Here is a 22,073-nt window from a genome sequence, read left to right as displayed (position 1 = left end):
AAAACAGACACGCTTAGGCGTGTCTGTTTTTTTAGTTCTTTTATTTAGCTTTAGGCAGCTGAGTCAGCAGCTGCAGTTGACTGCCGTCATCAAAGCTGACGCTGCTGATGGTGACCTGCCATTTTACAGTCTTCAGATCACTGCGCAGCAAGCGGACAGTTTCCGGTTTGAACTGGTTAAGGCTGAACAGTTTTTTCAAACTGCTGCTGCCCTGCGGGGCCAAAGTCAGGTAATCGTTGAAACGGCAGCGCTGGAGCAGCATACCGTCGTTATCGAAAACCTCGACAGATCCCTGCAGTCCGGTAATAGTTTTGGTAGAGATATTATTTAAGGTAAACGTGTTTTGCATGGTATAAGAAGGGAACCAGCCGCCGCTGGAATCGATAGCGATAGTTCCGGGGACGGCGGTAACAGCGGCGTCAAGCTCGGCCTGGACCTTGCTGTTAAGCTGTTTGAGCTTTGCGGCAGTAGCCTGTTCGCGCTCTTTCAGCAGCTCCTTGAGGTTGGTGATTTCCGTCAGGCGCCAGCTGCCGTCGTCCAATTCGTACATTTTGACATGCAGGATAAAATTATGTTCTAATTGTTTATCGTACAGCTTGACGGCAACATCGGCAGTTTTGCCGACCTGCTCGCTGCTTTCGACACCTTCGTAGCGCATCGTGCCGAAGCCGGTACGTTCCTTAAGCTGCTCGGCCAGCTGCTGACCTTCTGTTTTCGGGCTGGGTGCAGGAGTTGGTGCTGGGGCAGTGTCGTCGATATCACTGGTTTCCTCTGTATTGTCTTCGATCGAACCCGTTTCCACATAATGCTTGGTCTGCTCGGTCATGATTGGGACAACTACACTTTTCAGGCTTTGAACGATACCGAGTAAAAATGGATTGGCCTCTTTGGGATCACCAAAGGCATAATAGACTACATCGTCATACGCGTGGGCATACAGTGAATTCAAATCAACATGCTTTTCGAATTTTGTCAGATCATGCTGTTGTACAGCCTCGTGGATCTGAGTAAATGTATATTGCGGCGTACGCATCCAGTAAAAAAAATACAAGGCGGCGCCGATAACGATCAAAGCGGCAGTGATAAGTATATATTTTTTATTGTTTTCACTCATGGCAAACTCCTTATTAATGCTGGTATAATCATTTTAAAGATAATAACAGGGCTTGTCAATTAAATAAAAACAATAGTCAGCCTGCTGAAAAACTTAACGGCGCTGCCAATAAGGGCAAGCGCCGTTAAAAATATTTTAGTTTTTAAAGTCTTCCGGCTTTACCAAACCGCGCTCCAAAAGGAAGGTGCGGGCAACCTCTGCCCGGTCACGGCCTTTTTCGACCACTTCATAGTTCAGCTTTTGCATCGTAGCGTCGTCAATGGCGCTGCTCAGTACAGATAATGCCTGAGCTATCTCGGGATATTCGGCATTGGTTTTGCCGTTGACGAAAGGCAGCATATAATATGGCGGGAAGAAATTTTTATCGTCTTCCAGCAGTACTAAATCATATTTCTGCAGCAGTCCGTCCGTCGAAAAAGCTGTTATCACATCTACATTATCAGACGTGATCGCAGTATACATCAGCGTCCCGGAGAAGTTATTGACCGATTTAAAGGTCATACCGTAAGTTTTTTCGATGCCTGGCAAACCGTCGTCACGGGCCGCAAATTCCGGCGAACAGCCGAAACGCAGATTATGACTGACACGGGTCAGATCGGTCATCGTCTTGAGATGGTATTTAGCGGCGGTCGCCTGTGTTACCGCTAAAACGTAAGTATTGTTAAAACCGAAGCTTTCCAGCAGCTCGATCTGATGCGTGTCCCGCATCTGCTGTTTCACCAGCGTATACATCTCATCAGGTGTAAAACCGGGGCGCAGCTTATTTTTCAAAATCGTGCTGTAACCGGTGCCGGTATATTCGGGATACAGGTCGATCTCTCCTGAACGCAGGGCCTCAAAAGCGATCATCGTGCCGCCTAAAGCCAGCTTGCGTTCAACCTTAAGGTCGGTTTTAGCTTCGATCAGGTCGGACAGCATATTACCGATGATCACGCTTTCCGTCGCGTCCTTAGAGCCGATGCGGAGATCATGCTTATTTAAAAACTCGTGGCTCAGCAGATAGCCGCTGCTGATAATAACGATCATACCGGCAACTGCCAGGATGCGTTTATGATGCTGCTTGGTACGTTCCAGGCTTTCCTTGGACATTTTTTTTGAAGCCGGGCGCAGTGAAACAGGTGTGACCGCAGTTTCGACCTTGCTCATCAAAAAATCCATTAAAAGCGCCAGACAGCAGGCAGGGATCGCACCGGCCAGAATCATATTCGGGTTGTCGGTCTGGATACCGCTGATAACCAGCGTGCCAAGACCGCCGGCGCCGATATAAGCCGCAATCGTCATCAGCCCTACCGCAGTAACGCTGGAAATACGTATACCTGCCATGATCACAGGCAGAGCAAGCGGCAGGCGCACCTTAAACAACACCTGCATATCCGTCATACCGATACCCTTTGCCGCTTCCAGCGTGTCGGCGCTGATATTGCGCAGACCGGTACAGGTATTTTTCAAAATGGGCAGCAGTGAATACAAAACTACCATTGCTACAGCAGTAACTGCGCCGATACCCATATAAGGGACCAGAAAACCTAACAGCGCCAGACTGGGAATAGCCTGGGCCAGATTAGCAAAACCCATTACCGGCCGCAGCAAACGCTCGCGCTCGGAAATGTAAATGCCCAATGGTACGCCGATACAAACGGCTATGGCGACCGAAAGCAAAGTCAGCTGGATATGGCTGAGCAGTAAAAGTCCTATATATTGCTGCTGGTCCTGTACATATGCTAATAATCCACTCATGCTTCGCCCTCCTCAAAGTCAATAAATTGCTGACTCATCGTCGTGACGAGGCTGGAATTAGTGATAAGTCCCAGCAGCCGCTTATTTTCATCTACAACAGGAACATTGGAAATATTATTGCTGTTGACCTTTTTAAGCAGGGCCACAATGTTCTCGTTGGGGTCGGCTGTCGCCTGTGCCGGTTTCATTACCGTATACACCGGCTCGCTCTTATCCGGCGCCGCATGAATAGAACGGGCGCGGATGATCCCCAATAAATGTTCGTTTTCATCAACGACCAAAAGGCTGTCGACGTTTTCGATACGCATTTTCTCGATACATTTCAGCATCGGCACATCGGGGTAGGTGATCTTCGGCGTGCGTATCATAATATCTTTGGCCTTGATCAGTTCGGGGCTGCTCCAAATGCGCTTAGAACCTACAAACTCGCTGACAAAACCGTCGGCGGGGTTCTTCAGGATATTTTCCGGGGTATCATATTGCAGTATATCGCCGGAATGTAAAATACAGATACGGTCAGCGATCTTCACCGCTTCGTCCATATCATGGGTAACAAAGACAATAGTCTTGCGCAGCTTCGCCTGCAGATTGACAAGCTCGTCCTGCAGCTGGCTGCGTGTGATAGGATCTAATGCCGAAAACGGCTCGTCCATCAAAATTATTCCGGGGTCCATGGCAAAAGCACGGGCTACGCCGATACGCTGCTGCTGGCCGCCGGAGAGATGATTAGGGTACCGGTCAAGAAATTCCTGCGGCAGTCCTACCATTTCCATCAGTTTTACTGTACGTTCAACGATCTCATCCTGCGGCAGCTTGGCCAGATGCGGAACGATCTCGATATTTTCGCGTACCGTCATATGTACGAACAGGCCTGTCTGTTGGATAACGTAACCCATATTTCTGCGCAGTTCGATCGGGTCCTGTGCAATAATATCCGTTCCGTTGATCAGTATCTGTCCTGACGTAGGGTCGATCAGACGGTTGATCATCTTCAGCAGCGTAGTTTTACCGCATCCGGAAGGTCCGATAAGTACGACCAGTTCACCTTCGTTGATCGAAAGATTGATATTTTCTAAAACATTGTGCTGTTTGTAAGCTTTACTTACATTGATAAATTGAATCAATAGGGTTGCCTCCTTGTCTATGTTTTGAAATTATGCCTGCGTCTAAAGTGAAGTTCCACTTGATGCTCATCTCCTTTCATATATATAGTAAATTCATATATTCGCTGTAAGCTGTGAATATTCCTGCAAGGTAATATAATAACAGAAAATTTAATTTATTATCCTTATTAATAAGAAAAATAAATATTAAGCTATAGCGATAATAGTATCGCAATAAGTGATAGAATTTATGGACCGCTGCCGCAGATACAAAAAACGTGTTATAATAACAGCAGAAGCAAAGGAGTGAGAGTATGATTTTTATATGTTATCCCAAATGCAGCACTTGCCGGAAAGCCGAAAAATACTTACAGGATCATAAAATCGAATACACAAAACGCGATATTAAAACAGATAATCCTACTGCTGGCGAGCTGCGCTCCTGGCAGAAAAACAGCGGTCTGCCGCTGAAAAAGTTTTTTAATACCAGCGGCCTGCAATATAAAGCACTGGGCCTGAAGGATAAGCTGCCGCAGCTGAACGAAGAAGAACAGCTGCAGCTGTTGGCTGCTGACGGAATGCTGGTCAAACGCCCGATTTTGCTGACGGACGGTAACGTACTGGTCGGTTTTAAAGAAACGGAATGGGCAGAAAAGCTGCTGTAAAAGCTATACCTTTCATAGATTAAAAAGATCTGACAGGAGAATATAATTTATAGAAAATAGTTTGTAAACTATAGATAATATTTTGAAAGTATAAAAAGTTTAGAGAAAACAGTGCAAGTGTAACTTCTGCAACACAAAAGCGGTTGAAAAAATGTAAAAAAACCTGTATAATCAGGGTAGAGAAAGCAAAGATGAACTCCGATAAGCCGATGGCGGCACATATCGGAGTTTTTTGTTTATCTGCAGTTTTTTGTACGGATAGCTGTATCAGGATTCTGACGCTTTTTTATGCAGGGCGTTGAGCCCCCGGCATTTTTTAATACATAAGTTTAAAGCAAAGGGTGTGAAATTATGGAAGCGGACAAAAAAACAACAACCGAAGAATTAGGATTCTTCAAAAAGTATGGCTTTTATCTGGCACTTGCTGTTCTGGCGGTGATAGTTATGCTGCCAAACCCGGAAGGACTTTCCGTAGCAGGCCAGAGAATGATCGGCATTATGGTTTTTTCGGTCATAGTCTGGGCGACAACGGCGATCTCGTACCCGGTCAGCGCCGGCGTCATTATGACGTTGATGGCGCTGTTGATCGGCTTTTCCCCCAACCCCGAAACAGGTAAACTGTTCGGTACGGCGGCAGGGCTCGGTATCGGGCTGAAGGGCTTTGCTTCAACAGCGTTCTGTTTGGTAGCGGCAGCCATGTTCCTGGCCGTAGCCATGACTAAAACAGGGCTTGATAAACGTATCGCGCTGGTGATCCTTTCCAAGCTGGGCGCAAAATCGAACCGCGTCGTTATCGGCGTCATCCTCTGCGGCTTTATCCTCAGCTTTTTTGTGCCCAGTACTACGGCGCGCGTAGCCTGCCTCGTACCGATCGTTATGGGTATGATCAAAGCGTTTGACGTACCGCTGAAAAGTAAATTCGCAGGTATGCTGATGATTACTGTAGCTCAGGTCGACAGCGTCTGGAACGTCGGCATCAAAACCGCCGCCGCGCAGAATATGGTGGCCGTAAACTTTATCAGCAGCCAGCTGGGAGTCGATATTTCCTGGCTAGACTGGTTTGTCGCCGCAGCTCCGTTCTCACTGCTGATGTCCATTTGCCTGTATAAGCTGATGATGCACCTGATGCCGCCGGAAATCGACGAAATCAAAGGCGGTAAAGAAACAGTTGCCAGGCTGCTGAAAGAAATGGGTAAGGTCAGTGTCGATGAAATGAAGCTGCTGGTTATCTCCATCTTCCTGCTGATCTTCTGGACTACCGAAAAGAAACTGCACCCGATCGACACATCGACAACGACGATGGGCGCCGTTACCTTGCTGCTGCTGCCCAAGATCGGCGTTATGAGCTGGAACGACGTTGTTCATAAAGTAAACTGGGGCACAGTACTTTTATTTGGCGTCGGTATTTCACTGGGCACTGCCTTGCTTTCTACTAAAGCCGCTACCTGGATGGCCAATGAGATCGTAGTTGGCTTCGGGCTCGAAAACTCGACCACGATCATGGTCCTGGCGATCATGTCCCTGTTCCTCATAGTTATCCATATGGGCTTTGCCAGTGCGACAGGCCTTGCTGCAGCGATCATACCTATCATCATTTCCGTCCTGCAGCATCTTAAGACCCCTGGCGTCAACATCGTCGGTATGACGATGATCCTGCAATATGTCGTCAGCTTCGGTTTTATACTGCCGGTCAACGCGCCGCAGAATATGATCGCCTACGGCACCGACACCTTTGAGGTACATGACTTTGTCAGGGCAGGTATCCCGCTTACGATCATTGCTTTTGCGCTGATCATGATTCTGGGCGCAACCTACTGGAAATGGCTGGGACTGGTCTAAGATACAGTTGTTTTGCAGATTATAAAGATAAAAAACATATGTAAATAAAGTAAACGGTACTCTTTTCAGAGTACCGTTTTTTTGCTGACTCTCGCATAGAGCAGCACTTGTTTGCCGTATATGCTTCTGACAAATAAAGTACAGGGATACCTGCTTTTGCCAAAGCGCGAAAATAAACTGTTAGAAAAAGATTATTGGTTAATTAAAGTAATCTTAATTAAATTTTTATCGTTTGCTTGTGTGTTCATTCGAGCCTAGAATAGTGGCTATGTTAGATGCTTCTAACAGCATTATATATTTGGAGATGGATCAAGATGAGAACACAAAGCAATTATATGGGAAAAGCAAAGCTGCAGAAAAAAGTTTTAACAACTATTATGACAGGATTTTTATTTGCCGGTATCAGCAACACAGCGCTGGCAGACAATGTTTCTGTGCCGGACAGTAAAAACGACGGGCAGACCATTGGCGCAGGCAATACAGCCGCAGGCGATGGCTGGAGCGTAGAAGTAGGCAGTGACAATAATAAATCAGTCTATAGTGTCGGCGATAAAAACGCCATCAGCCTGCGCGATAATGCTACTATTCATATCAAAAAAAACGCCGTTGTCACCAACGCAGCCAACAGGAACATTGGCAATTTTGGCACCGGCGCCAATACTATCGAAGTCCGTTCCGGTTCTAAGATCACTGTTGACGGCACAGTGCAAAAGTATGGTCCGCAGAATATGGGCGAAGCGATCAACGTGCATGGCGGCGGCAATACGATCGTTGTCAACGGTTCAGTCATTGCTGAAAAAAGCGCGGCTATCTGGTTTCAGGACTGGACAGGCACCGGCAATGACAGCAGGAACAGCGTCATCAATAATGGCCTGATCCAGCGCACAGACGGCGGCAACGTCATCGGCACTTCCGGCGGTAACGGCATCGACTTTACCAACAACGGTACCGTCAACGGCAGCCTGTTTTTTGCCAAAGGCGATGATAACCTGACTTTTATGCCCGGCTCCAATGTTACAGGCAATATTGATGGCGGCGGCGGTAAAAATAAGCTTAACTTAGATGGCGGTAATGATAAAGTAGGGGGAACACTGAACGGAGCTATTAAAAATTTTACGACCCTGACTAAAAAAGGTACCGGCCTGTGGGAGATAACCGGCCCAATGCAGGGCTTTGACACAGTAGACGTACAGCAGGGCACACTTGGTTTAAGCGGCAACAATGACGGCTTCACAGGCAAGATCACAGTCAGGAAGGACGCCTCTTTAAGCGCCAAAGCTGAAAGCCTGCCGGTCAATCATCCGGTCAACGGCAATGTGGGGAATATCGACCTGACCAACGGCGGGACGCTGATTTTTGAACAGAATGATAATGGCAGCTATCAGGGGCAGATAATCGGCGACGGCTCGGTGATAAAAACAGGCAGCGGCATCGTGGCATTGCGGCCGGATGCCGGCGCCAATACCTACAGCGGTGTCACTACCATTGATGGAGGCGGGCTGGCGATTTCCTCGCAGGACGCCTTGGGCACTAACAGCGATTTGACCATCAATAACGGCAACCTGACCGCAGAAGCCGATCTGACTATCGATAAACGAATCAATCTTGCCTCGGCAGAAGCTAACAAAACGGCGGTCATTGACACCAACGGACATAATGTGACTGCGGCAGGCGTGCTGAACGGCGTCGTTGACAGCGGTACTTTTATTAAAATCGGCGCCGGTACGCTGACTGCGGCCAATAACGACAACAGCTTTGCCGGAAACGTCGAAGTTGCCGGGGGAGCGCTGCAGATAGACGGCAGCGGCAGCAAAAACTTTACCGGCAAGATCCACGTACTGCACGAGGCCTTTCTGCAGGGGTCCGGCAAAGTAGCCGGCGACGTAGTCAACGCAGGCTGGCTGGCGCCGGGCAGCTATAACGATAAGTTCGGCACCTTTACCGTTGGCGGCAACTATACAGGCCAGCCAGGCGGCAAGCTCAGTATCTATTCCGTTCTGGGCGGCGATGCTTCGCCTACAAGCAAGCTGGTAGTCGAAGGCGATACCGAAGGCTCACCGACCAATATCAGGGTCATCAATCAAAACGGCAGCGGCGGCTATACCGATAAAGGGATCCTTATTGTCGACGTCCAGGGCAAGTCTGACCCCAACGCCTTCACACTGGCCTATGACTATAAGCAGCCGGACGGTACCGCTGCTGTCGCCGCCGGCAAATACCTCTATCACCTGCAATATAATCAGGAAGACGGCGACTGGTATTTAAAAACACTGCTGAACAAAGACGACACACCCGTCGTCAACCCTTCCGTACCCCTTTATGAAGCCTATCCGGAGATCATGCTGGGCTATATGAAAGTCAATACCCTGGAAGAACGTGTCGGCAACCGTAAGTGGCATATCATAGAGGACGGCGAACCGCAGCAGCATTTGCAGTATCAGGAAGGCACCTGGTTCAAGACCGAAGGACTGAGCGGTAAATATAAAGCCGACCGCAGCACCGCTGCCCCGGACAGCAGCTATGATGTCGATTCGTGGAAAATGCAGATGGGCTACGACAAAATAATCTCACGTCAGGATGCGGCAACAACAGTTGTCGGCGGTTTGAACCTGCAAATGGGGCAGGCGCGGGCCAGGATCAAATCAGCAGTGGGTAACGGCAAAATCAAAAGCGACGGCAAAGGCCTGGGCGGTACTATGACCTGGTATAAAGACAACGGCGTTTACGTCGATACACAGGCGCAGGCCGTCTGGTTCGACAGCGATATCTCCTCCAGCTCCTCGGCTGCAGCGCAGCAGATCGAAGGCAACAAAGGCTTTGGTTACGGTCTGAGCGTGGAAACAGGCAAACGGATCGCCCTGAAACGCCCGCATTGGTCATGGACACCGCAAATGCAGCTTGCTTACAGCAATGTTGATTTCGATTCCTTCAGCGACGTCAACGGACTGGCAGTAAAACGCGGCAGCGCCGACAGCCTGCAGGGACGGTTTGGCGCAGCACTGAACTATGAAAAAAGCTATAAAAACGAAAATGACGAAAATTACCGCAGTGTAAAAGCCTATGGACTGCTCAATGTATATCATGAATTTCACGACGGTACTAACGTTTTGATCGCCGGCGACAACTTTGCCAGCAAAAATGACCCTACCTGGCTGGGACTGGCAGTAGGAGGCACTTATAACTATGGCAGAAATTCGCAGTACTCTCTGTATGGCGAGCTGGGCATCAGCACCAGCGCCAAAAACTTCGGCGACAGCCATGTACTTCGTGGTGAAGTCGGTTTCAGATATCGTTTTTAAATATAACTGCCTGCTGAAAACAGGCAAAAATAAAAGACGCAGCTATAAAAGCTGCGTCTTTTATGTTATGCACCGTTAAGCTGGCACAATGACGTCACAATCAAATGTCGATCCCCAAAGCCTCTTTAACGAGCAGGCCGATAACAAAGGAGAAAGCGGCAACGCTAAGGCTGATAAGCGCCATCTCCCAGAAACGCTTTTTAAAATCCAGGTCCTTGGCGACCGAAATATAATAAGTAAACACCAGGATTATCAGCACCACAGTCACCAGCATCGTGCCCAAAGCGTGCAGATAATGCTCGTCATCAAAAACAAGATAGGGCAGTACCAGCAGCGCCACGGTAATGCAGTAAGCAATGCCGGTATAAACGCAGGACTTAAAAGCATCCTCGTGTCCTTCGCTGCGGGCCGAAAGAAATTCAGACGAAGCCATCGACAAAGTTGCCGAAACCCCGGTGATCAGCCCCGATAACGCGATCAGCTTGGTATTCTGCAGCGCTAAAGTCAGGCCTGCCAAAGTACCAGTCAGCTCGACCAGAGCATCGTTCAGCCCCAATACCATCGAGCCCACATACTGCAGGCGTTCTTCATCCAAGATCGCCAGCAGCTTCTGCTCGTGCCGCTCTTCGTCCTCGGCTATCTTCTGTGCCTGCGGTATCTCGGCGGCAATATCCTCATAATTATAGGCGGCATCGCCCTCATTGCCCTCCATCAGCTTTAGGGCAAAGGTATAACCAAAGATCACCGACAGAAAAGTATACCACCAGACCTTCCATTGTATGGGCTGCACCTTTTCTTTAGTAAAAGTCTCCCAGATCTGGTAGTGGCGGTGCTCCTCATTGGCTATTTTCAGCAGCGTCGCCTTGTTCTCCGGGTTTTTTACAAAGCCTGCGACCTTGGTATAAATATGGTACTCCGTCAGCTCGTTCTGCTGCATTTGCAGCACCCGTTTTTTGATCTCCGGGCTCAAAGGTTTTATCTCAGGCATCCTAATCAACTCCGTATAAATTTATTCATTGAATAACATTATACTGCAATCAGCTGCAGTTGACAAAGTAGGCGGACGATTTGCAGATAAAAAATCTAAATATATTAATAAAAACACCTGCAGAAGCTTAAAAGCTGTGCCGGATGTAAGCTGATGATGCTTTCGCTGTCCGTAAATATTCAAGTTCATAACCGAAAAAACAGACAGGCTGAAATCATCGTTTCAGACTGTCTGTTTTCTTATTGACCTGCCGCCAGGGTAAACTTCTTTTCCAGATGCTCGATCAGCTCGCGCACCCGGCGCTTGCTGTTCACCAGATCAAACAAATCAGGATCATGACAGTCTGCCCGGTGCTCCTGCGTGCGCCGCCGTGCCAGCAGCAGCCTTTTTTGAGCGTCCTGAACAGCTTCGTCCATATCGTGCAGCCGCGGAAAATAACGCTCTCCGGCCAGCTTTTTGATGCAGCCTGTAAACAGGCTCGCCTCTAAAGCTCCATAACGCTCGACCCACAGCTGCAGCCAAAATTCCTCTTGGGCAGGGCCGGCAAGCGGTGAATGCAGGCCGGCTGCCTTAAACGTCACCAAAGCACGCTGCATAAAAACATATGGCCGTTCCATCAGCGCAGCCCTTCCTGCCTAAGGCCGAAAGCCCGGCGCAGAGTATCCAGCGCTGCCTTTTTAGAGCAGTACACGCTCTGGCTGGTCACACCCAGTGTTGCCGCAACCTCGCGCTGGCTTTTGCCCCGCAGGAACACCTCGCTGATCACAAGCCGTTGCATCTGCGGCAGCCGTGCCACCAGCTCCAGCACGCAGGCGCTGCGCTCATCCCTGCTGATGCTTTCCTTATAACATTCGCTGGCCAGGGCATCCAGGCTCGTGCAGCCCTCCTCGTCCAAAGTTGCCAGCTCCGCATCGAACCGGTTCTTCTTCTTTTGCACCTGGATATTGAGTTGACGGCGGATCGTATATTTTACGTGTGTGGCAAAAAAGTGGAAATTGTGCTGCTTAAAGCTTTTGATAGCATCATTGACAGCCATCAAAGCCAGGATCTCCGTATCGTCCTGCTCCAGATAATGTACATAATAACTGTTGTATTTAAACGCCCGTACCATCGGCGTAAAACCCAGCAAAAGACTGTTGACCGCCCTGCTGTCGCCGCGCTGTGCCTGCGGCACCAAAACAGCAAAATCAAGCTTCTGTATATTTGACTCATGTTCCATCTGTGATCTATCTCCCCTCAGTACCGGCTGCGCCGGTTTTTAAATCTAAAGCAGCCAAAGCAAAATCCTTGGCCGTCAGCCCTTCCAGACATTCGCTGCATACTTCGCCGCAGCAGTCCACAGCCAGATACTCGTCACCTTCAAAAATAGGATTGCCGCATAAACTGCAGGTATATACCTCCAGCAGCTCTGCATTCTCCGGGGCCGCCAGCCAGTCGTTTTCGACAGCGGCCAAACGCTTCTCACTGCTCCTGCAGTCATAATCCATCATTGCCGCCGCCTTTCACAAATACCGATAAATTCAAAATGATACGCCTCCTTAGATCGTTAAAACACCGCCGTCACTTTACTGTACTTTCTTAGTAAGCACTACTGATACAAACTTGATTAACACTTAAACATAAGAGCCTGTAAAACCTTAGAGAGAGGTAGAAACTTATTAAGAAAAAGAAAATACTAAAAGAAAAAGACGGTTTTGTTTTACACTTACTAAATACATAGCCAAAAATCAAAAAATCAGGTTCGCGTGAAAAAAATAAATTTATTTTTTTTCGGCAGCAAGCCTGATTTTTTCTAAAAAAGATATGTACTTAGTAAGTGTAAGCAGTAGAACGGCGGTCCCTGTACCTGCTGCTGCTTTCGATATCAGGAAAGGAGGGACAGCAATGCTGGCAGAACAGCCGCAGATTATCTCACTTACGCAGCTTGCCGTTGTGGCAGGCTGCAGCCGCGATCATATCACGCAGCTCTACCTGCACTGGACGGCAGGCCGCTACGGGCAGGTCTATGACGACTACCACCTCAATATCGACGCCGACGGCACAGTCTACCGCACCAGCAGCAGCCTGTCGCAGTACAAAAGCCACACCTGGCGCCGCAACAGCGGCAGTATCGCCGTCGCCCTGTGCTGCGGGCTGGGGGCGCAGGCCAACCACGGCTATGATGCCGACCTGGGGCAGTTTGCCCCTACGGCAGTGCAGACCGATAAAATGGCGCAGACAGTGGCGCTGCTCGTAACGGCGCTGGGCCTGCAGCTTACTATCGATACCGTAATGACCCACTGCGAAGCAGCGCTGCTGGATGGCTACGGCCCTTACAGCGGCGAAGCCGAAACACGCTGGGACTTGTGGTATATGCGCGATTCACCCGGCGACGGACAGATGAAGCCGGGTGGGGACATACTGCGCGGCAAAGCTCGCTGGTATTTAGAACACAGTAAAATTTAAAAAACAAAAGGAGTACAGAACATGAGCACGACTAAAACAGCAACATCCTACAAACTATCCCTGGGCGTCGAAAACGGCGTCAATGCGCTGGGGGCAGCGCAGGTCAAATCCGTATCTGTCGGCAGCGTCAAGCTGGACGCCGCCGACGACAAATGCCTTGCTGTGGCCAATGCCATGAACGAGCTGATGAGCCACGAAGTGGTCAACGTCTACGTTACGGAAAAGGCCGAGCTGGCTCAGGCGGAATGATATTGTAGATCATCCGCCTGGCAGTAAATGTTTTTTGACTTTTTGATTTAAAGTTTAGATTTTTTTATTAGCTCTTTCTCTTAGAAGAAAGGGGATACGTTTCTTTTAGCGGCATAAGTTTTTGCTATGCAGCTTTCTTCAAGAAGCAAGCTGCATAGCAAAACTCTAAAAACAAAGTCTAAAAATACGAAAAACAGTAAAAAAATAACCCTGCTTCAAAAAAACGCATATAACCCGATTTTAAAGCAAAAACCCTGAAAAACACAAAAAAATAAAGTAGGCCGAAAACCTACAAAAAGGAGCACACACCATGGAAAAAACCTTAGAACTCATCTTCACCAAAAGCGACGGAGCTAAAAAAACCTTAAGCATCGCCGACCCTCGCGAAGGACTCACCCTTGCTGAAGCCAAAACGGCAGCCGACAAGATCATAGCCGCCAACGTACTGACCAGCGGCGGTCTGGAACTGACAGAATTTACAGAAGCCCGTATCAAAACAGTTACTATTGATGTGCTTGCTTAGTGGAAACCCAGGAACTATTTACAGCAATAGGTAATTTTGGCTTCCCGATAGTATTGAGCTGGTACCTGCTGCTGCGTATGGAGCAGCGGCTGGACAAGCTGGGCGACTGCCTGCACGAGCTGAGCAGCGCCATTGTCAAGGAACAGAAAAAAACTGAATAAAGGCTTGAACACAGCTATAGCGCGACGTGCGATAGCCGGAACCATAAAAAATGATAAAAAAGATAAGGCGATGCAAACCTAAAGGTAAGCGTCGCCTTATCTTTTATGTTTTGTATTATACACCTAAAAATTATCAGTTGCAAGACCATTAAACAAATTTTTTGAAAAAGCGAACAAAAATGTCTTGCGGGGGGGGACGAACATGGTAATATAGTAAATGGTTAAAAATATTAACTGTAATAGGAAAATTTGAATCAAAAGATAATAGTTTTATTTTATTAGCGTTACTGCTAAGCTTGGCAGTTGCTTGAGAATTAATAAAGATGAAAGTAGCTCTGCTGCAGCAAATTATCAGGTCAGCAAATTTTACTGCAGGTTATGAAGCTAACAGGAGCGGTAGCTAATAGGCAATCACAATTACAACACTATGGAAATATGTTGTCTAATGAAGTGATAAAGCAAAAAGAAAGGTGTGAAAAAGATGGAAGGAATGGATCCTTTAAGGATTGGGGAGACTATCAAGATCAAAAGGATACAAAAAAGGATTACTCAAACTAATCTTGCCAAGAAGCTTAAGATATCTCAAACGCATCTGAGCAATGCTGAAAACGGCAGAGTGATGCTGAGTTTGAAAGCACTGTTAAAGCTGCGAGATATTTTTGAATGTACTTTGGATGAATTGGTTGATCCTGACCGATTTGAGAAAAAGAAGGAACGGGTAATAAAGATACAAACTCGTACGCTGCAGCGAGTAGCTTTAGGGAGATGTTTAAGATGCATATCGAAAGCTGGGAGGAAGCGATACACAAAGATAACAGGGCAGGATTAGGAGGGCTGACAGTCAAGTGTCTGATCTGCGGCCGTGAATTTGGCTGCAATAAAACATATCATGTCTATACAGCTTTGGTAGGAAGAAAGCGGCAATATTACTGCAGCTATTCCTGTTATAAACAAAGGCCTAATCCAAAGGAAAAAAGATGAATGGGAGGAAATGTATCATGGAAAAGATGGATTTAAGTAAAAAGGTGTTGGCGTCTTTACTGACAATGTCGTGTGTATATCTGGGGGGGACATCCGCGCTCCCGATGGCAGAGGCGGCAGAAAATGACCCCAATAATACGGTCGGACAAGTTATTACTGTCGGTGGCAGCCTGACTGGCGGTGATATTTTTAATTTTACGTCTGAGAACACTGCAAATTCTACAGCATTGCGATTTTATGGAGAGAATCTTGATATTCCTATGACTGGCAGCGGCGTTTATACGATCAACGGTAATGGTGGGATAATCAGTCAGGCTTATGGCATGGTTTTCGGCAGCAGTGAAGATGTTGAGACCGGAGGCTGGGGTGGCCCATCCAAAAGTTTTGTAAGAGCAACGGGTATTATAAACGGTGACTGGCAGCTGAATATCAAGGCTGATACAGGAGAATCCAAAGGTATTATTATTGATGGAGGAACTAAATATATAAATCCCGGGTCTTTTGATTCTATTAACGATGCTAGTGATATAACTTTCAATGGCAAGGTGAATATTGATATTGAAGGTCAGGGTATAAATTCTATTTACTTAAATGGCGGAGCTAAAGGCACTTTTAAGGACGATGTGAATATAAAAGGTACTAGTAATGGCAACAATGCGCTGTATGGTATCTATCTTAATAACTATACAGATAACATGGGAAGTGTTTCTTTTGAGAAAGATTTGAAGTTGCAACTCTATCATAACAGTACTCAACAGGGCAGTAATCTTGGTTACGGCATCAATGTGTTCGGCAAACATAATACGCTTACAGTCCAAGGCAAAACTACCATTGATATTGGTTCAGCAGGACAAATAAGTTATGCCATTCAGGTAAACGGCCAGAATTCGTCTGCTATCTTTAGTGATACTGAGATTACAATGACGGGAGGTTCTATACAGCGCGGGGTAAATGCTGCTTATGGCAGTATTGATTTTACAGGCGATACCAAGATTACCTTGAACAATCATTCTGCGAGTAGTGGAACAATGAAAGCTACGGCAGTAAATGCACAGGACAGCGGTGTCGTAAATATTAATAGTGCTAAAGATAAAACAGTACAGGTCAAGGGACATTTTGTTTCAACATCTAAGGGTGTTATTAATGCTGTTTTTAATAATGCGAATTCCTGGTGGGAAGGCGATGCCCAGCTGAATGCCAGTGGCAATGCGATCAATTTAGAGTTGGCTAATGGTGCAGTTTGGTATCCCGGCTGCGATAGTACTATTTATAACAAAGGTATGAATTTGAATCTGCATGACGGTGGCATTGTTGATATGACGAAGACTGCTGATCAATATGCTGATTTAACTATTGGCAGTGTTAATGGTACTGGTGGTTTGTTCAGGTTGGAAACAGATGTTGTGAATATGCAAAGTGACAAGGTAAATATTCTTGCCAGTACAGATGCAGGCACGCACAGCATCGATATTATTGATGTTAACGAAGTGACGATGGATCAGATTGCTGCTGATGCAGGTAAAGGGCTTTTGCTGGCAACTGCGCCGGATGCGATTAAATTTACGGCTAACGAACGTGAACAATCGTTATTTTATGTGAAGTATAACTTAAAAGACGAAGTGCTTGGCACCGGGATGACAGAATGGAAACTGGATGGTTTTGAAATAGTGCCAGTAGAACCGGATAATCCGGATAACCCTGACATTAAACCTACTACCAGCGTGGATACCATACTTTCTGCTAATGCGCTGAACTACCACACCTGGCGTACGGAAAACGACAAGCTGCTCCAACGCATGGGCGAGCTGAGACATAATGGCGAGGAAGAACAGGGAGCCTGGTTTCGCGTGAAGGGCAGCAAGATCAGCCGTGATAGTAAGTTTGGTTTTGAGAACAAATACACTGCTTATGAGCTGGGCTACGATCAGGTAACTAAACGTACTGCCGACAAAACACGTTATCAGGGCGTTGGTTTAAGCTATACTGACGGCAGCAGCAGCTACAGCCGTGGCAGCGGTGACAACAGCAGCAAGTCGATCAGCTTCTACAGCACTGATATCGGCAGCAAGGGTCATTATCTGGATTTAGTATTTAAAATCAGCAATATGGATAATGATTTTACAGTTTATGATACCAACCGCAACAAGATCACTGGTGATTTTAATAATACCGGCGTATCGCTGAGCGCCGAATACGGCCGTAAAAATGATTTACAAAACAGCTGGTATATCGAGCCGCAGGCCCAGTTTACTTTAGGCTATCTGGGTGGCGATAACTACACTGCCAGCAATGGTATCAATGTAGATCAAAGTGGCATCAAAAGCGCCGTAGGCCGCATCGGTTTCAATATCGGTAAGGAAGTGGGGAATAAAGGTGTAGTTTATGTTAAAGCCAACCTGCTGCACGAGTTTGGCGGCGGTTACGATGTGACCATGACTGACAGCACAGGCCGGGTGAAAGTTAGTGACAGCTTTGACGATACCTGGTTCGAGTACGGTCTCGGTGCGGCAGTGACAATGGGTTCTAACAGCCAGCTTTATGTGGATGTAGAACGCAGCAGCGGCAGTGATTTTAAGAAAGACTGGACCTGGAATGCCGGTGTAAGGTGGAATTTCTAAAGACTAGCCCTTATTTGGGTTAGTCTCCAATAAGGAAGGATGAAATTTATGAACAATAAGGATTTAAGCAAGAAGGTGTTGGCGTCTTTGCTGACAATGTCGTGTGTATATCTGGGGGGGACATCCGTGCTGCCTCTGGTTGAAGCTGCGGCATTGGTAACCAGTGCCGATCAAAATATAACTTTGCCTGCAGATGGAGATAAGAGGCAGGAATTTATTGATCTGAATAAGCCTTACAGCGGCGAGAAGCAGATCGTTTATTTGCTGAATGCGCAGGGTGATCCTGAACGCAAGGCGATTTTCAGCGGTGCAGGGACTGTTATCAAAATGCAGGGAATAAATAGTAAGCAGGTCACGGCATTGACTGCTTATGACGGGGCGAACGTGGAGTTTAACGCCGATAGTACTGATTTGAGTGCTAGCAGTAGCAAAGCAGGAGTGAGCGCGATCGCTGTGGTTAATACGTCGGGAGATAATTATGGTAGTGTGATCAGATTCAACAGTGCAGAAACGAGGATCAACGCCGATGCTGTCGGCACGGCTACTGGTGTGTATACGGAAAAGTACAGTGCGACGCAGTTCAGCGCAAATACCGTCAGCAATATTAACGCCGTATCACAAAAGAATGATGCTTATGCTTTGCTCAACGGAGGCAAAACGATTATCAACGGCACTGTAAATTTAAGAGCTGCAACTGATATCGGCGATGCTATGGGTCTTGTTGGGCGTTATGAAACTGACGGCTTTGAGTTTCAGCGTGTTGGCGGCAGTGTGACGACTGATGCCAACAGTGCTGTAAATATCGAGGCTGAATCGGCACAGGGCAGAACGGTGGGGGTATTGGCAGAGAGGGGCGGTTGGGTAACGTTTAACGGTGCTTTGAATGTTACAGCCAAGGCTGCCGCTAATGACGGCTTTGGCGTTTGGGCCAATAAAGCAAACAGTAAGATGATGATTGATGGACAGACGGATATTAAGGTAGACCGAGGGGCCAACGACAGTGATTTTAAGCTTGTCAGGGCTTTGCACGCTGTGCAGGGCGGCACGATAGAGGTCAATAGCAGCGGTAAGAGTAATCTGGTTACTGTCGACGGCGATTTGTATGCCGATGGTAAGGGTTATACTGATGGCAGCGCTATGTCGCTTGAGATAGTTGTCAATCCCTGGACACATTGGGAGCAGGATACGGATTTACGTTATATGCAGGGTAATAAACCGACGGTTTTGAGTGCTGATGTGCCAACTGACGGAAGTTCTTATATCAATTTTGTGATGGATAAGGCCGGTTCGTATTTATACGGAGCTGCCAACGGCAATGTGTATATTACGGCCAAGAAGGATACTGAATGGCAGGTGACCGGTGACAGTGACTTTATGGCGCTTAATGTTAACGAGGGCCTGATCGATCTTTCGCACCAGGAGCATTATTATAAGACGTCGAATCCGTATCAAAAAATGTCTATAGATACTTTGTCGGGAAATAACGGTAATTTTGTTATCAATACAGATATTTTGAATGATGCCGGTGTGACAGTGGTGAAAGTCGGAACGGAGATCTATCATGGCGGTACGCTTAACGGTAATACGTACAGTTACACTGCTGCTGATGGCAGTGACCAAACGATAAATTTAAGTGATCCTGTCATTTATACACGTTATGGTGACTTTATTCATGCCGAAAACAGTGCAGGAGCTATGACGCATACGGTGTATGTTGATGATGATGCTTTTAAAAATGAGGCTGATGTGACTGGAAAATACTTGAAATTTGCCCGCGTAACTGATGATGTGACCTTTAACGCAGGTACAAAGCAGGTTTCGGAGCTGTTTTCGTATAAGCCTGTACTGTTACAGACGCAGGAAGAAGATAAGGCAGCTAACAGTGAATTAGTATCCAAAGATGAATTTGATAATTTGCAATGGGTGGATTCTACCAACCGTGACTGGTGGATAACAGGCTATAACAAAGTGACTGCCGATGATCCCAAGGTGCCGGTGGCCGCTTTGGCAGCAGGGTTTGCCGGTTGGCGTTACTGGAATGAAAACGACACCTTACTTAAACGAATGGGCGAGCTGCGTTATTCTACTGACGCTGGTGGAGACTGGATCCGTATTATCCGCAGTAAGCATAATCGTGGGGGAGAATATGGTTTCAGCAATCATATGACAACAGTACAACTGGGGTACGATAAACGCGAAGTACGCACAAACGGTATTTGGCGTAAAGGTATTGCTTTGAGCCGTGGTGTGGGCAAAAGCTCATATAATAAAGGCAATGGCGAAAACAGCAACAATAGTTTGGCATTATATGGTACATGGCTGGGCAACAAGGGGCACTATTTGGATCTTATAGCCAAGGGTAGCAGGCTGCATAGCGACCACGAAACTTACGGCGAGTTTGCGGACAGCGGCAGCGGCAAAAACTGGGCGACAAGTATAAGCGCTGAATACGGGCGTAAAAAACAGCTTAACGAAGCTGGCTGGTTTGTTGAACCGCAGGCCCAACTGACTTATGGGCATTTATGGGGCGATTCATATACTACTAAAAATGGTATTGAAGTTGAAACAGATTCGATAAACAGTTTAGTGGGGCGGCTCGGTTTCGTATTGAGTCGTGAATTTGACAGAAATACGGTCAAGGCTTCCCGTTATTATGCTAAGGCTTCGCTGCTGCACGAATTTTTTGGTGATGACAGTGTTACTTTACGTGACAGTAAAAATGACGACAGGCTGACTTTTAACGACAGTCAGGGTGGTACTTGGTTGGAGGTTGGTATTGGTACGGACGTGCTGTTGAGTGAACGGACTAATTTTTATTTTGATATTGAAAAAACTTTCGGCGGTACGGTAAAAACACCTTACCGTATTGAAGGCGGTTTCAGGTGGGAGTTTTAACTGTTGTTATACATAAGTCATAAAAATCAGCTGTGAAAAGGAGAGTGTTGAAGATGAAAAAGTTTTTAGTTATGTTAGTGATGCTGGTGGGGGTATTTGCTATGACTGGCTGCGGTAGCAGCAGTCTTGTCGGCAATATCATTAAAGACGAGGGTTCTTTGGTTAAGATCATGGATGAATTTAAAAATCTGGATGGACTAAAAGGTAAAGAGATACTTATTTTTCAAGATGTTAATATGTATACCGGTGAAACAGGAAACAGAGTTGTTATTAATATTTTAAAACCGGGTACTGATGATGAAGTGGATAACTATGAGTATCGCGGCGGGTGGAGTAAGGCAAGGCCCGTACAGCTTTCCGGCAGTGGCAAAGCTATCGACAATTGTATACCTTTAGAGCAGCTTGATTTTGCCAAGATTCCTCAAGTTTATAAAAGCATGGAAGCCCAAATAAAAGATATCGAAGGCGCTAAAATAGATGATTATATGAGTTTCAGATTTTGGCAGGGTAAGTGGGATATTTCTGTATCTGCTAAAAGTCCAAGGGCTAAGTATTTTGCAGATTTTGACTTAGATGGAAATTTGAAAAAATTTAAGAAAAACTGAACCATTTCAATATTAGGATTGCTTTCATGGTGAGAAAAATGCTATATTGACATAGTACTTTTGAAATTAATAAACTAAGGAGATGATTATTGGTGCGTTATGAAATTATGCAGCCGGGCGCTTTTGCCTTTTTAAAGGTACAGCTGGAAGCAGGCGAGAGTATTAAAGCGGAATCTGATGCTATGATGGCGATGTCAGGTAATATCAAAGTTGAAGGTAAAATGGAGGGCGGGATGCTGGGCGGCCTGGCACGTAAATTTTTAAGCGGCGAAAGCTTGTTTTTTCAGCATCTGACAGCACAGGGGCAAGCTGGGGAGGCTGTTTTAGCCCCGCCGATACCGGGAGATGTTTCAGCCTATGAGTTGACAGGCAATACCTTATGTATTACTTCTGGCGGTTTTTTAGCGGCGGAAGAGAGTGTAAAAATAGAGACTAAGATGCAGAATCTGGGTAAAGGTCTTTTTTCCGGCGCCGGGTTATTTGTCGTTAAAGCTTCAGGTACGGGAACCTTATTCTTCAATTCGTTCGGGGCTATCTATCCGTTAGAATTGCAGGTGGGCGAAGAGATGGTTGTTGATACAGGTCATTTGGTAGCTTGGGATGCTGATATGAATTATAAGGTAACGAAAGCAAGTTCCGGGATCATGTCCAGCCTGACTTCAGGTGAGATGTTGGTATGTAAGTTTACCGGGCCGGGAAAAGTTTATACACAAAGCCGTAATCCTGGTAGTTTTGGCTGCTGGGTTGGTGGTATTATTCCATCACAGGGCTAATAAAATTACAATCAAAGCACAGACCATTTTGGTCTGTGCTTTTTACTATGAAAAAACAGAAAACGGCTTGACGATAAT

General features: G+C 46.7%; 20 protein-coding genes. 13 read left to right on the top strand and 7 right to left on the bottom strand.

The window, feature by feature from the left end; translation table 11 throughout:
- Window positions 1–40: 40 nt before the first annotated feature.
- The 3 genes from PFJ30894_RS09780 to PFJ30894_RS09770 form a co-directional block, all read right to left on the bottom strand.
- Window positions 41–1,114 carry a DUF2939 domain-containing protein gene (locus PFJ30894_RS09780; protein WP_125669722.1) on the bottom strand — a complete coding sequence of 358 codons (1,074 nt, stop codon included), beginning with the start codon at window positions 1,112–1,114 and terminating at the stop codon, window positions 41–43.
- Between the two features lie 135 nt (window positions 1,115–1,249).
- Entirely contained in the window at window positions 1,250–2,851 is a 1,602-nt protein-coding gene (locus PFJ30894_RS09775) for an ABC transporter permease/substrate-binding protein (RefSeq protein ID WP_021717213.1), read from the bottom strand.
- Window positions 2,848–3,975, bottom strand: coding sequence for a betaine/proline/choline family ABC transporter ATP-binding protein (locus tag PFJ30894_RS09770; protein ID WP_021717214.1), 1,128 nt, complete (start codon window positions 3,973–3,975; stop codon window positions 2,848–2,850). The genes PFJ30894_RS09775 and PFJ30894_RS09770 overlap by 4 nt, the downstream gene beginning before the upstream one ends.
- A gap of 293 nt (window positions 3,976–4,268) precedes the next feature.
- Here PFJ30894_RS09770 and PFJ30894_RS09765 point away from each other — a divergent pair, with 293 nt between their 5' ends.
- From PFJ30894_RS09765 to PFJ30894_RS09755, 3 genes are all read left to right on the top strand, one after another.
- Window positions 4,269–4,619 carry an arsenate reductase family protein gene (locus tag PFJ30894_RS09765; protein WP_113077651.1) on the top strand — a complete coding sequence of 117 codons (351 nt, stop codon included), beginning with the start codon at window positions 4,269–4,271 and terminating at the stop codon, window positions 4,617–4,619.
- A gap of 351 nt (window positions 4,620–4,970) precedes the next feature.
- Window positions 4,971–6,458 carry a DASS family sodium-coupled anion symporter gene (locus tag PFJ30894_RS09760; protein WP_125669721.1) on the top strand — a complete coding sequence of 496 codons (1,488 nt, stop codon included), beginning with the start codon at window positions 4,971–4,973 and terminating at the stop codon, window positions 6,456–6,458.
- Between the two features lie 314 nt (window positions 6,459–6,772).
- Window positions 6,773–9,757, top strand: coding sequence for an autotransporter family protein (locus PFJ30894_RS09755; RefSeq protein WP_167457064.1), 2,985 nt, complete (start codon window positions 6,773–6,775; stop codon window positions 9,755–9,757).
- A 100-nt stretch (window positions 9,758–9,857) separates the two neighbouring features.
- On the opposite strand, the gene PFJ30894_RS09750 is transcribed toward PFJ30894_RS09755, so the two are convergent.
- The 4 genes from PFJ30894_RS09750 to PFJ30894_RS09735 form a co-directional block, all read right to left on the bottom strand.
- Window positions 9,858–10,745 (bottom strand): VIT1/CCC1 transporter family protein, encoded by an 888-nt coding sequence (locus PFJ30894_RS09750; RefSeq protein ID WP_125669719.1) that lies wholly within the window; start codon window positions 10,743–10,745, stop codon window positions 9,858–9,860.
- 239 nt (window positions 10,746–10,984) lie between these two features.
- On the bottom strand, window positions 10,985–11,362 hold the full coding sequence (locus PFJ30894_RS09745; RefSeq protein WP_125669718.1) for a hypothetical protein: 378 nt from the start codon (window positions 11,360–11,362) through the stop codon (window positions 10,985–10,987).
- Window positions 11,362–11,964, bottom strand: a complete 603-nt coding sequence (locus PFJ30894_RS09740; RefSeq protein ID WP_125669717.1) for a sigma-70 family RNA polymerase sigma factor — start codon at window positions 11,962–11,964, stop codon at window positions 11,362–11,364. Before PFJ30894_RS09740 ends, PFJ30894_RS09745 begins: the two co-directional genes overlap by 1 nt.
- A gap of 7 nt (window positions 11,965–11,971) precedes the next feature.
- Entirely contained in the window at window positions 11,972–12,235 is a 264-nt protein-coding gene (locus PFJ30894_RS09735; RefSeq protein WP_125669716.1) for a hypothetical protein, read from the bottom strand.
- Window positions 12,236–12,548: 313 nt separating this feature from the next.
- Here PFJ30894_RS09735 and PFJ30894_RS09730 point away from each other — a divergent pair, with 313 nt between their 5' ends.
- The 10 genes from PFJ30894_RS09730 to PFJ30894_RS09685 all read left to right on the top strand — a co-directional run bounded on the left by PFJ30894_RS09730 (window position 12,549) and on the right by PFJ30894_RS09685 (window position 21,995).
- Window positions 12,549–13,190, top strand: coding sequence for an N-acetylmuramoyl-L-alanine amidase (locus tag PFJ30894_RS09730; RefSeq protein ID WP_125669715.1), 642 nt, complete (start codon window positions 12,549–12,551; stop codon window positions 13,188–13,190).
- Window positions 13,191–13,211: 21 nt separating this feature from the next.
- Window positions 13,212–13,439 (top strand): DUF1659 domain-containing protein, encoded by a 228-nt coding sequence (locus PFJ30894_RS09725; protein ID WP_046431648.1) that lies wholly within the window; start codon window positions 13,212–13,214, stop codon window positions 13,437–13,439.
- 310 nt (window positions 13,440–13,749) lie between these two features.
- Window positions 13,750–13,962, top strand: coding sequence for a DUF2922 domain-containing protein (locus tag PFJ30894_RS09720; protein ID WP_125669714.1), 213 nt, complete (start codon window positions 13,750–13,752; stop codon window positions 13,960–13,962).
- Complete coding sequence (locus PFJ30894_RS09715; protein WP_125669713.1) at window positions 13,962–14,123, top strand: YvrJ family protein; 162 nt, start codon at window positions 13,962–13,964, stop codon at window positions 14,121–14,123. Before PFJ30894_RS09720 ends, PFJ30894_RS09715 begins: the two co-directional genes overlap by 1 nt.
- Before the next feature lie 481 nt (window positions 14,124–14,604).
- Window positions 14,605–14,952: a helix-turn-helix domain-containing protein gene (locus tag PFJ30894_RS12130; protein WP_125669712.1), complete on the top strand. Its 348-nt coding sequence runs from the start codon at window positions 14,605–14,607 to the stop codon at window positions 14,950–14,952.
- Window positions 14,898–15,104, top strand: a complete 207-nt coding sequence (locus PFJ30894_RS09705) for a hypothetical protein (RefSeq protein WP_125669711.1) — start codon at window positions 14,898–14,900, stop codon at window positions 15,102–15,104. The genes PFJ30894_RS12130 and PFJ30894_RS09705 overlap by 55 nt, the downstream gene beginning before the upstream one ends.
- A 17-nt stretch (window positions 15,105–15,121) precedes the next feature.
- A complete protein-coding gene (locus PFJ30894_RS09700) occupies window positions 15,122–17,722 on the top strand; it encodes an autotransporter family protein (RefSeq protein ID WP_167457063.1) in 2,601 nt (866 codons plus the stop codon).
- A 48-nt stretch (window positions 17,723–17,770) separates the two neighbouring features.
- Window positions 17,771–20,617 (top strand): autotransporter family protein, encoded by a 2,847-nt coding sequence (locus PFJ30894_RS11975; RefSeq protein ID WP_167457062.1) that lies wholly within the window; start codon window positions 17,771–17,773, stop codon window positions 20,615–20,617.
- 53 nt (window positions 20,618–20,670) lie between these two features.
- Window positions 20,671–21,222 carry a hypothetical protein gene (locus tag PFJ30894_RS09690; protein WP_125669708.1) on the top strand — a complete coding sequence of 184 codons (552 nt, stop codon included), beginning with the start codon at window positions 20,671–20,673 and terminating at the stop codon, window positions 21,220–21,222.
- Window positions 21,223–21,314: 92 nt separating this feature from the next.
- Entirely contained in the window at window positions 21,315–21,995 is a 681-nt protein-coding gene (locus PFJ30894_RS09685) for a TIGR00266 family protein (RefSeq protein WP_125669707.1), read from the top strand.
- The last annotated feature ends 78 nt before the right edge of the window (window positions 21,996–22,073 follow it).

This window comes from Phascolarctobacterium faecium (assembly GCF_003945365.1).
GTDB classification, from domain to species: Bacteria; Bacillota; Negativicutes; order Acidaminococcales; family Acidaminococcaceae; genus Phascolarctobacterium; species Phascolarctobacterium faecium.
The sequence above is the reverse complement of the archived record's forward strand: the minus strand, read 5'-3'. Positions and strand labels throughout refer to the sequence as shown.

Bases quoted from the DNA above. Each gene is read 5' to 3' on its own strand.
- PFJ30894_RS09705 (WP_125669711.1), top strand. From the start codon at position 14,898: ATGCATATCGAAAGCTGGGAGGAAGCGATACACAAAGATAACAGGGCA.
- PFJ30894_RS09740 (WP_125669717.1), bottom strand. From the start codon at position 11,964: ATGGAACATGAGTCAAATATACAGAAGCTTGATTTTGCTGTTTTGGTG.
- PFJ30894_RS11975 (WP_167457062.1), top strand. From the start codon at position 17,771: ATGAACAATAAGGATTTAAGCAAGAAGGTGTTGGCGTCTTTGCTGACA.
- PFJ30894_RS09780 (WP_125669722.1), bottom strand. From the start codon at position 1,114: ATGAGTGAAAACAATAAAAAATATATACTTATCACTGCCGCTTTGATC.
- PFJ30894_RS09775 (WP_021717213.1), bottom strand. From the start codon at position 2,851: ATGAGTGGATTATTAGCATATGTACAGGACCAGCAGCAATATATAGGA.
- PFJ30894_RS09690 (WP_125669708.1), top strand. From the start codon at position 20,671: ATGAAAAAGTTTTTAGTTATGTTAGTGATGCTGGTGGGGGTATTTGCT.
- PFJ30894_RS09750 (WP_125669719.1), bottom strand. From the start codon at position 10,745: ATGCCTGAGATAAAACCTTTGAGCCCGGAGATCAAAAAACGGGTGCTG.
- PFJ30894_RS09745 (WP_125669718.1), bottom strand. From the start codon at position 11,362: ATGGAACGGCCATATGTTTTTATGCAGCGTGCTTTGGTGACGTTTAAG.
- PFJ30894_RS09735 (WP_125669716.1), bottom strand. From the start codon at position 12,235: ATGATGGATTATGACTGCAGGAGCAGTGAGAAGCGTTTGGCCGCTGTC.
- PFJ30894_RS09760 (WP_125669721.1), top strand. From the start codon at position 4,971: ATGGAAGCGGACAAAAAAACAACAACCGAAGAATTAGGATTCTTCAAA.
- PFJ30894_RS09765 (WP_113077651.1), top strand. From the start codon at position 4,269: ATGATTTTTATATGTTATCCCAAATGCAGCACTTGCCGGAAAGCCGAA.
- PFJ30894_RS09700 (WP_167457063.1), top strand. From the start codon at position 15,122: ATGGAAAAGATGGATTTAAGTAAAAAGGTGTTGGCGTCTTTACTGACA.
- PFJ30894_RS09755 (WP_167457064.1), top strand. From the start codon at position 6,773: ATGAGAACACAAAGCAATTATATGGGAAAAGCAAAGCTGCAGAAAAAA.
- PFJ30894_RS12130 (WP_125669712.1), top strand. From the start codon at position 14,605: ATGGAAGGAATGGATCCTTTAAGGATTGGGGAGACTATCAAGATCAAA.
- PFJ30894_RS09730 (WP_125669715.1), top strand. From the start codon at position 12,549: ATGTACTTAGTAAGTGTAAGCAGTAGAACGGCGGTCCCTGTACCTGCT.
- PFJ30894_RS09725 (WP_046431648.1), top strand. From the start codon at position 13,212: ATGAGCACGACTAAAACAGCAACATCCTACAAACTATCCCTGGGCGTC.
- PFJ30894_RS09720 (WP_125669714.1), top strand. From the start codon at position 13,750: ATGGAAAAAACCTTAGAACTCATCTTCACCAAAAGCGACGGAGCTAAA.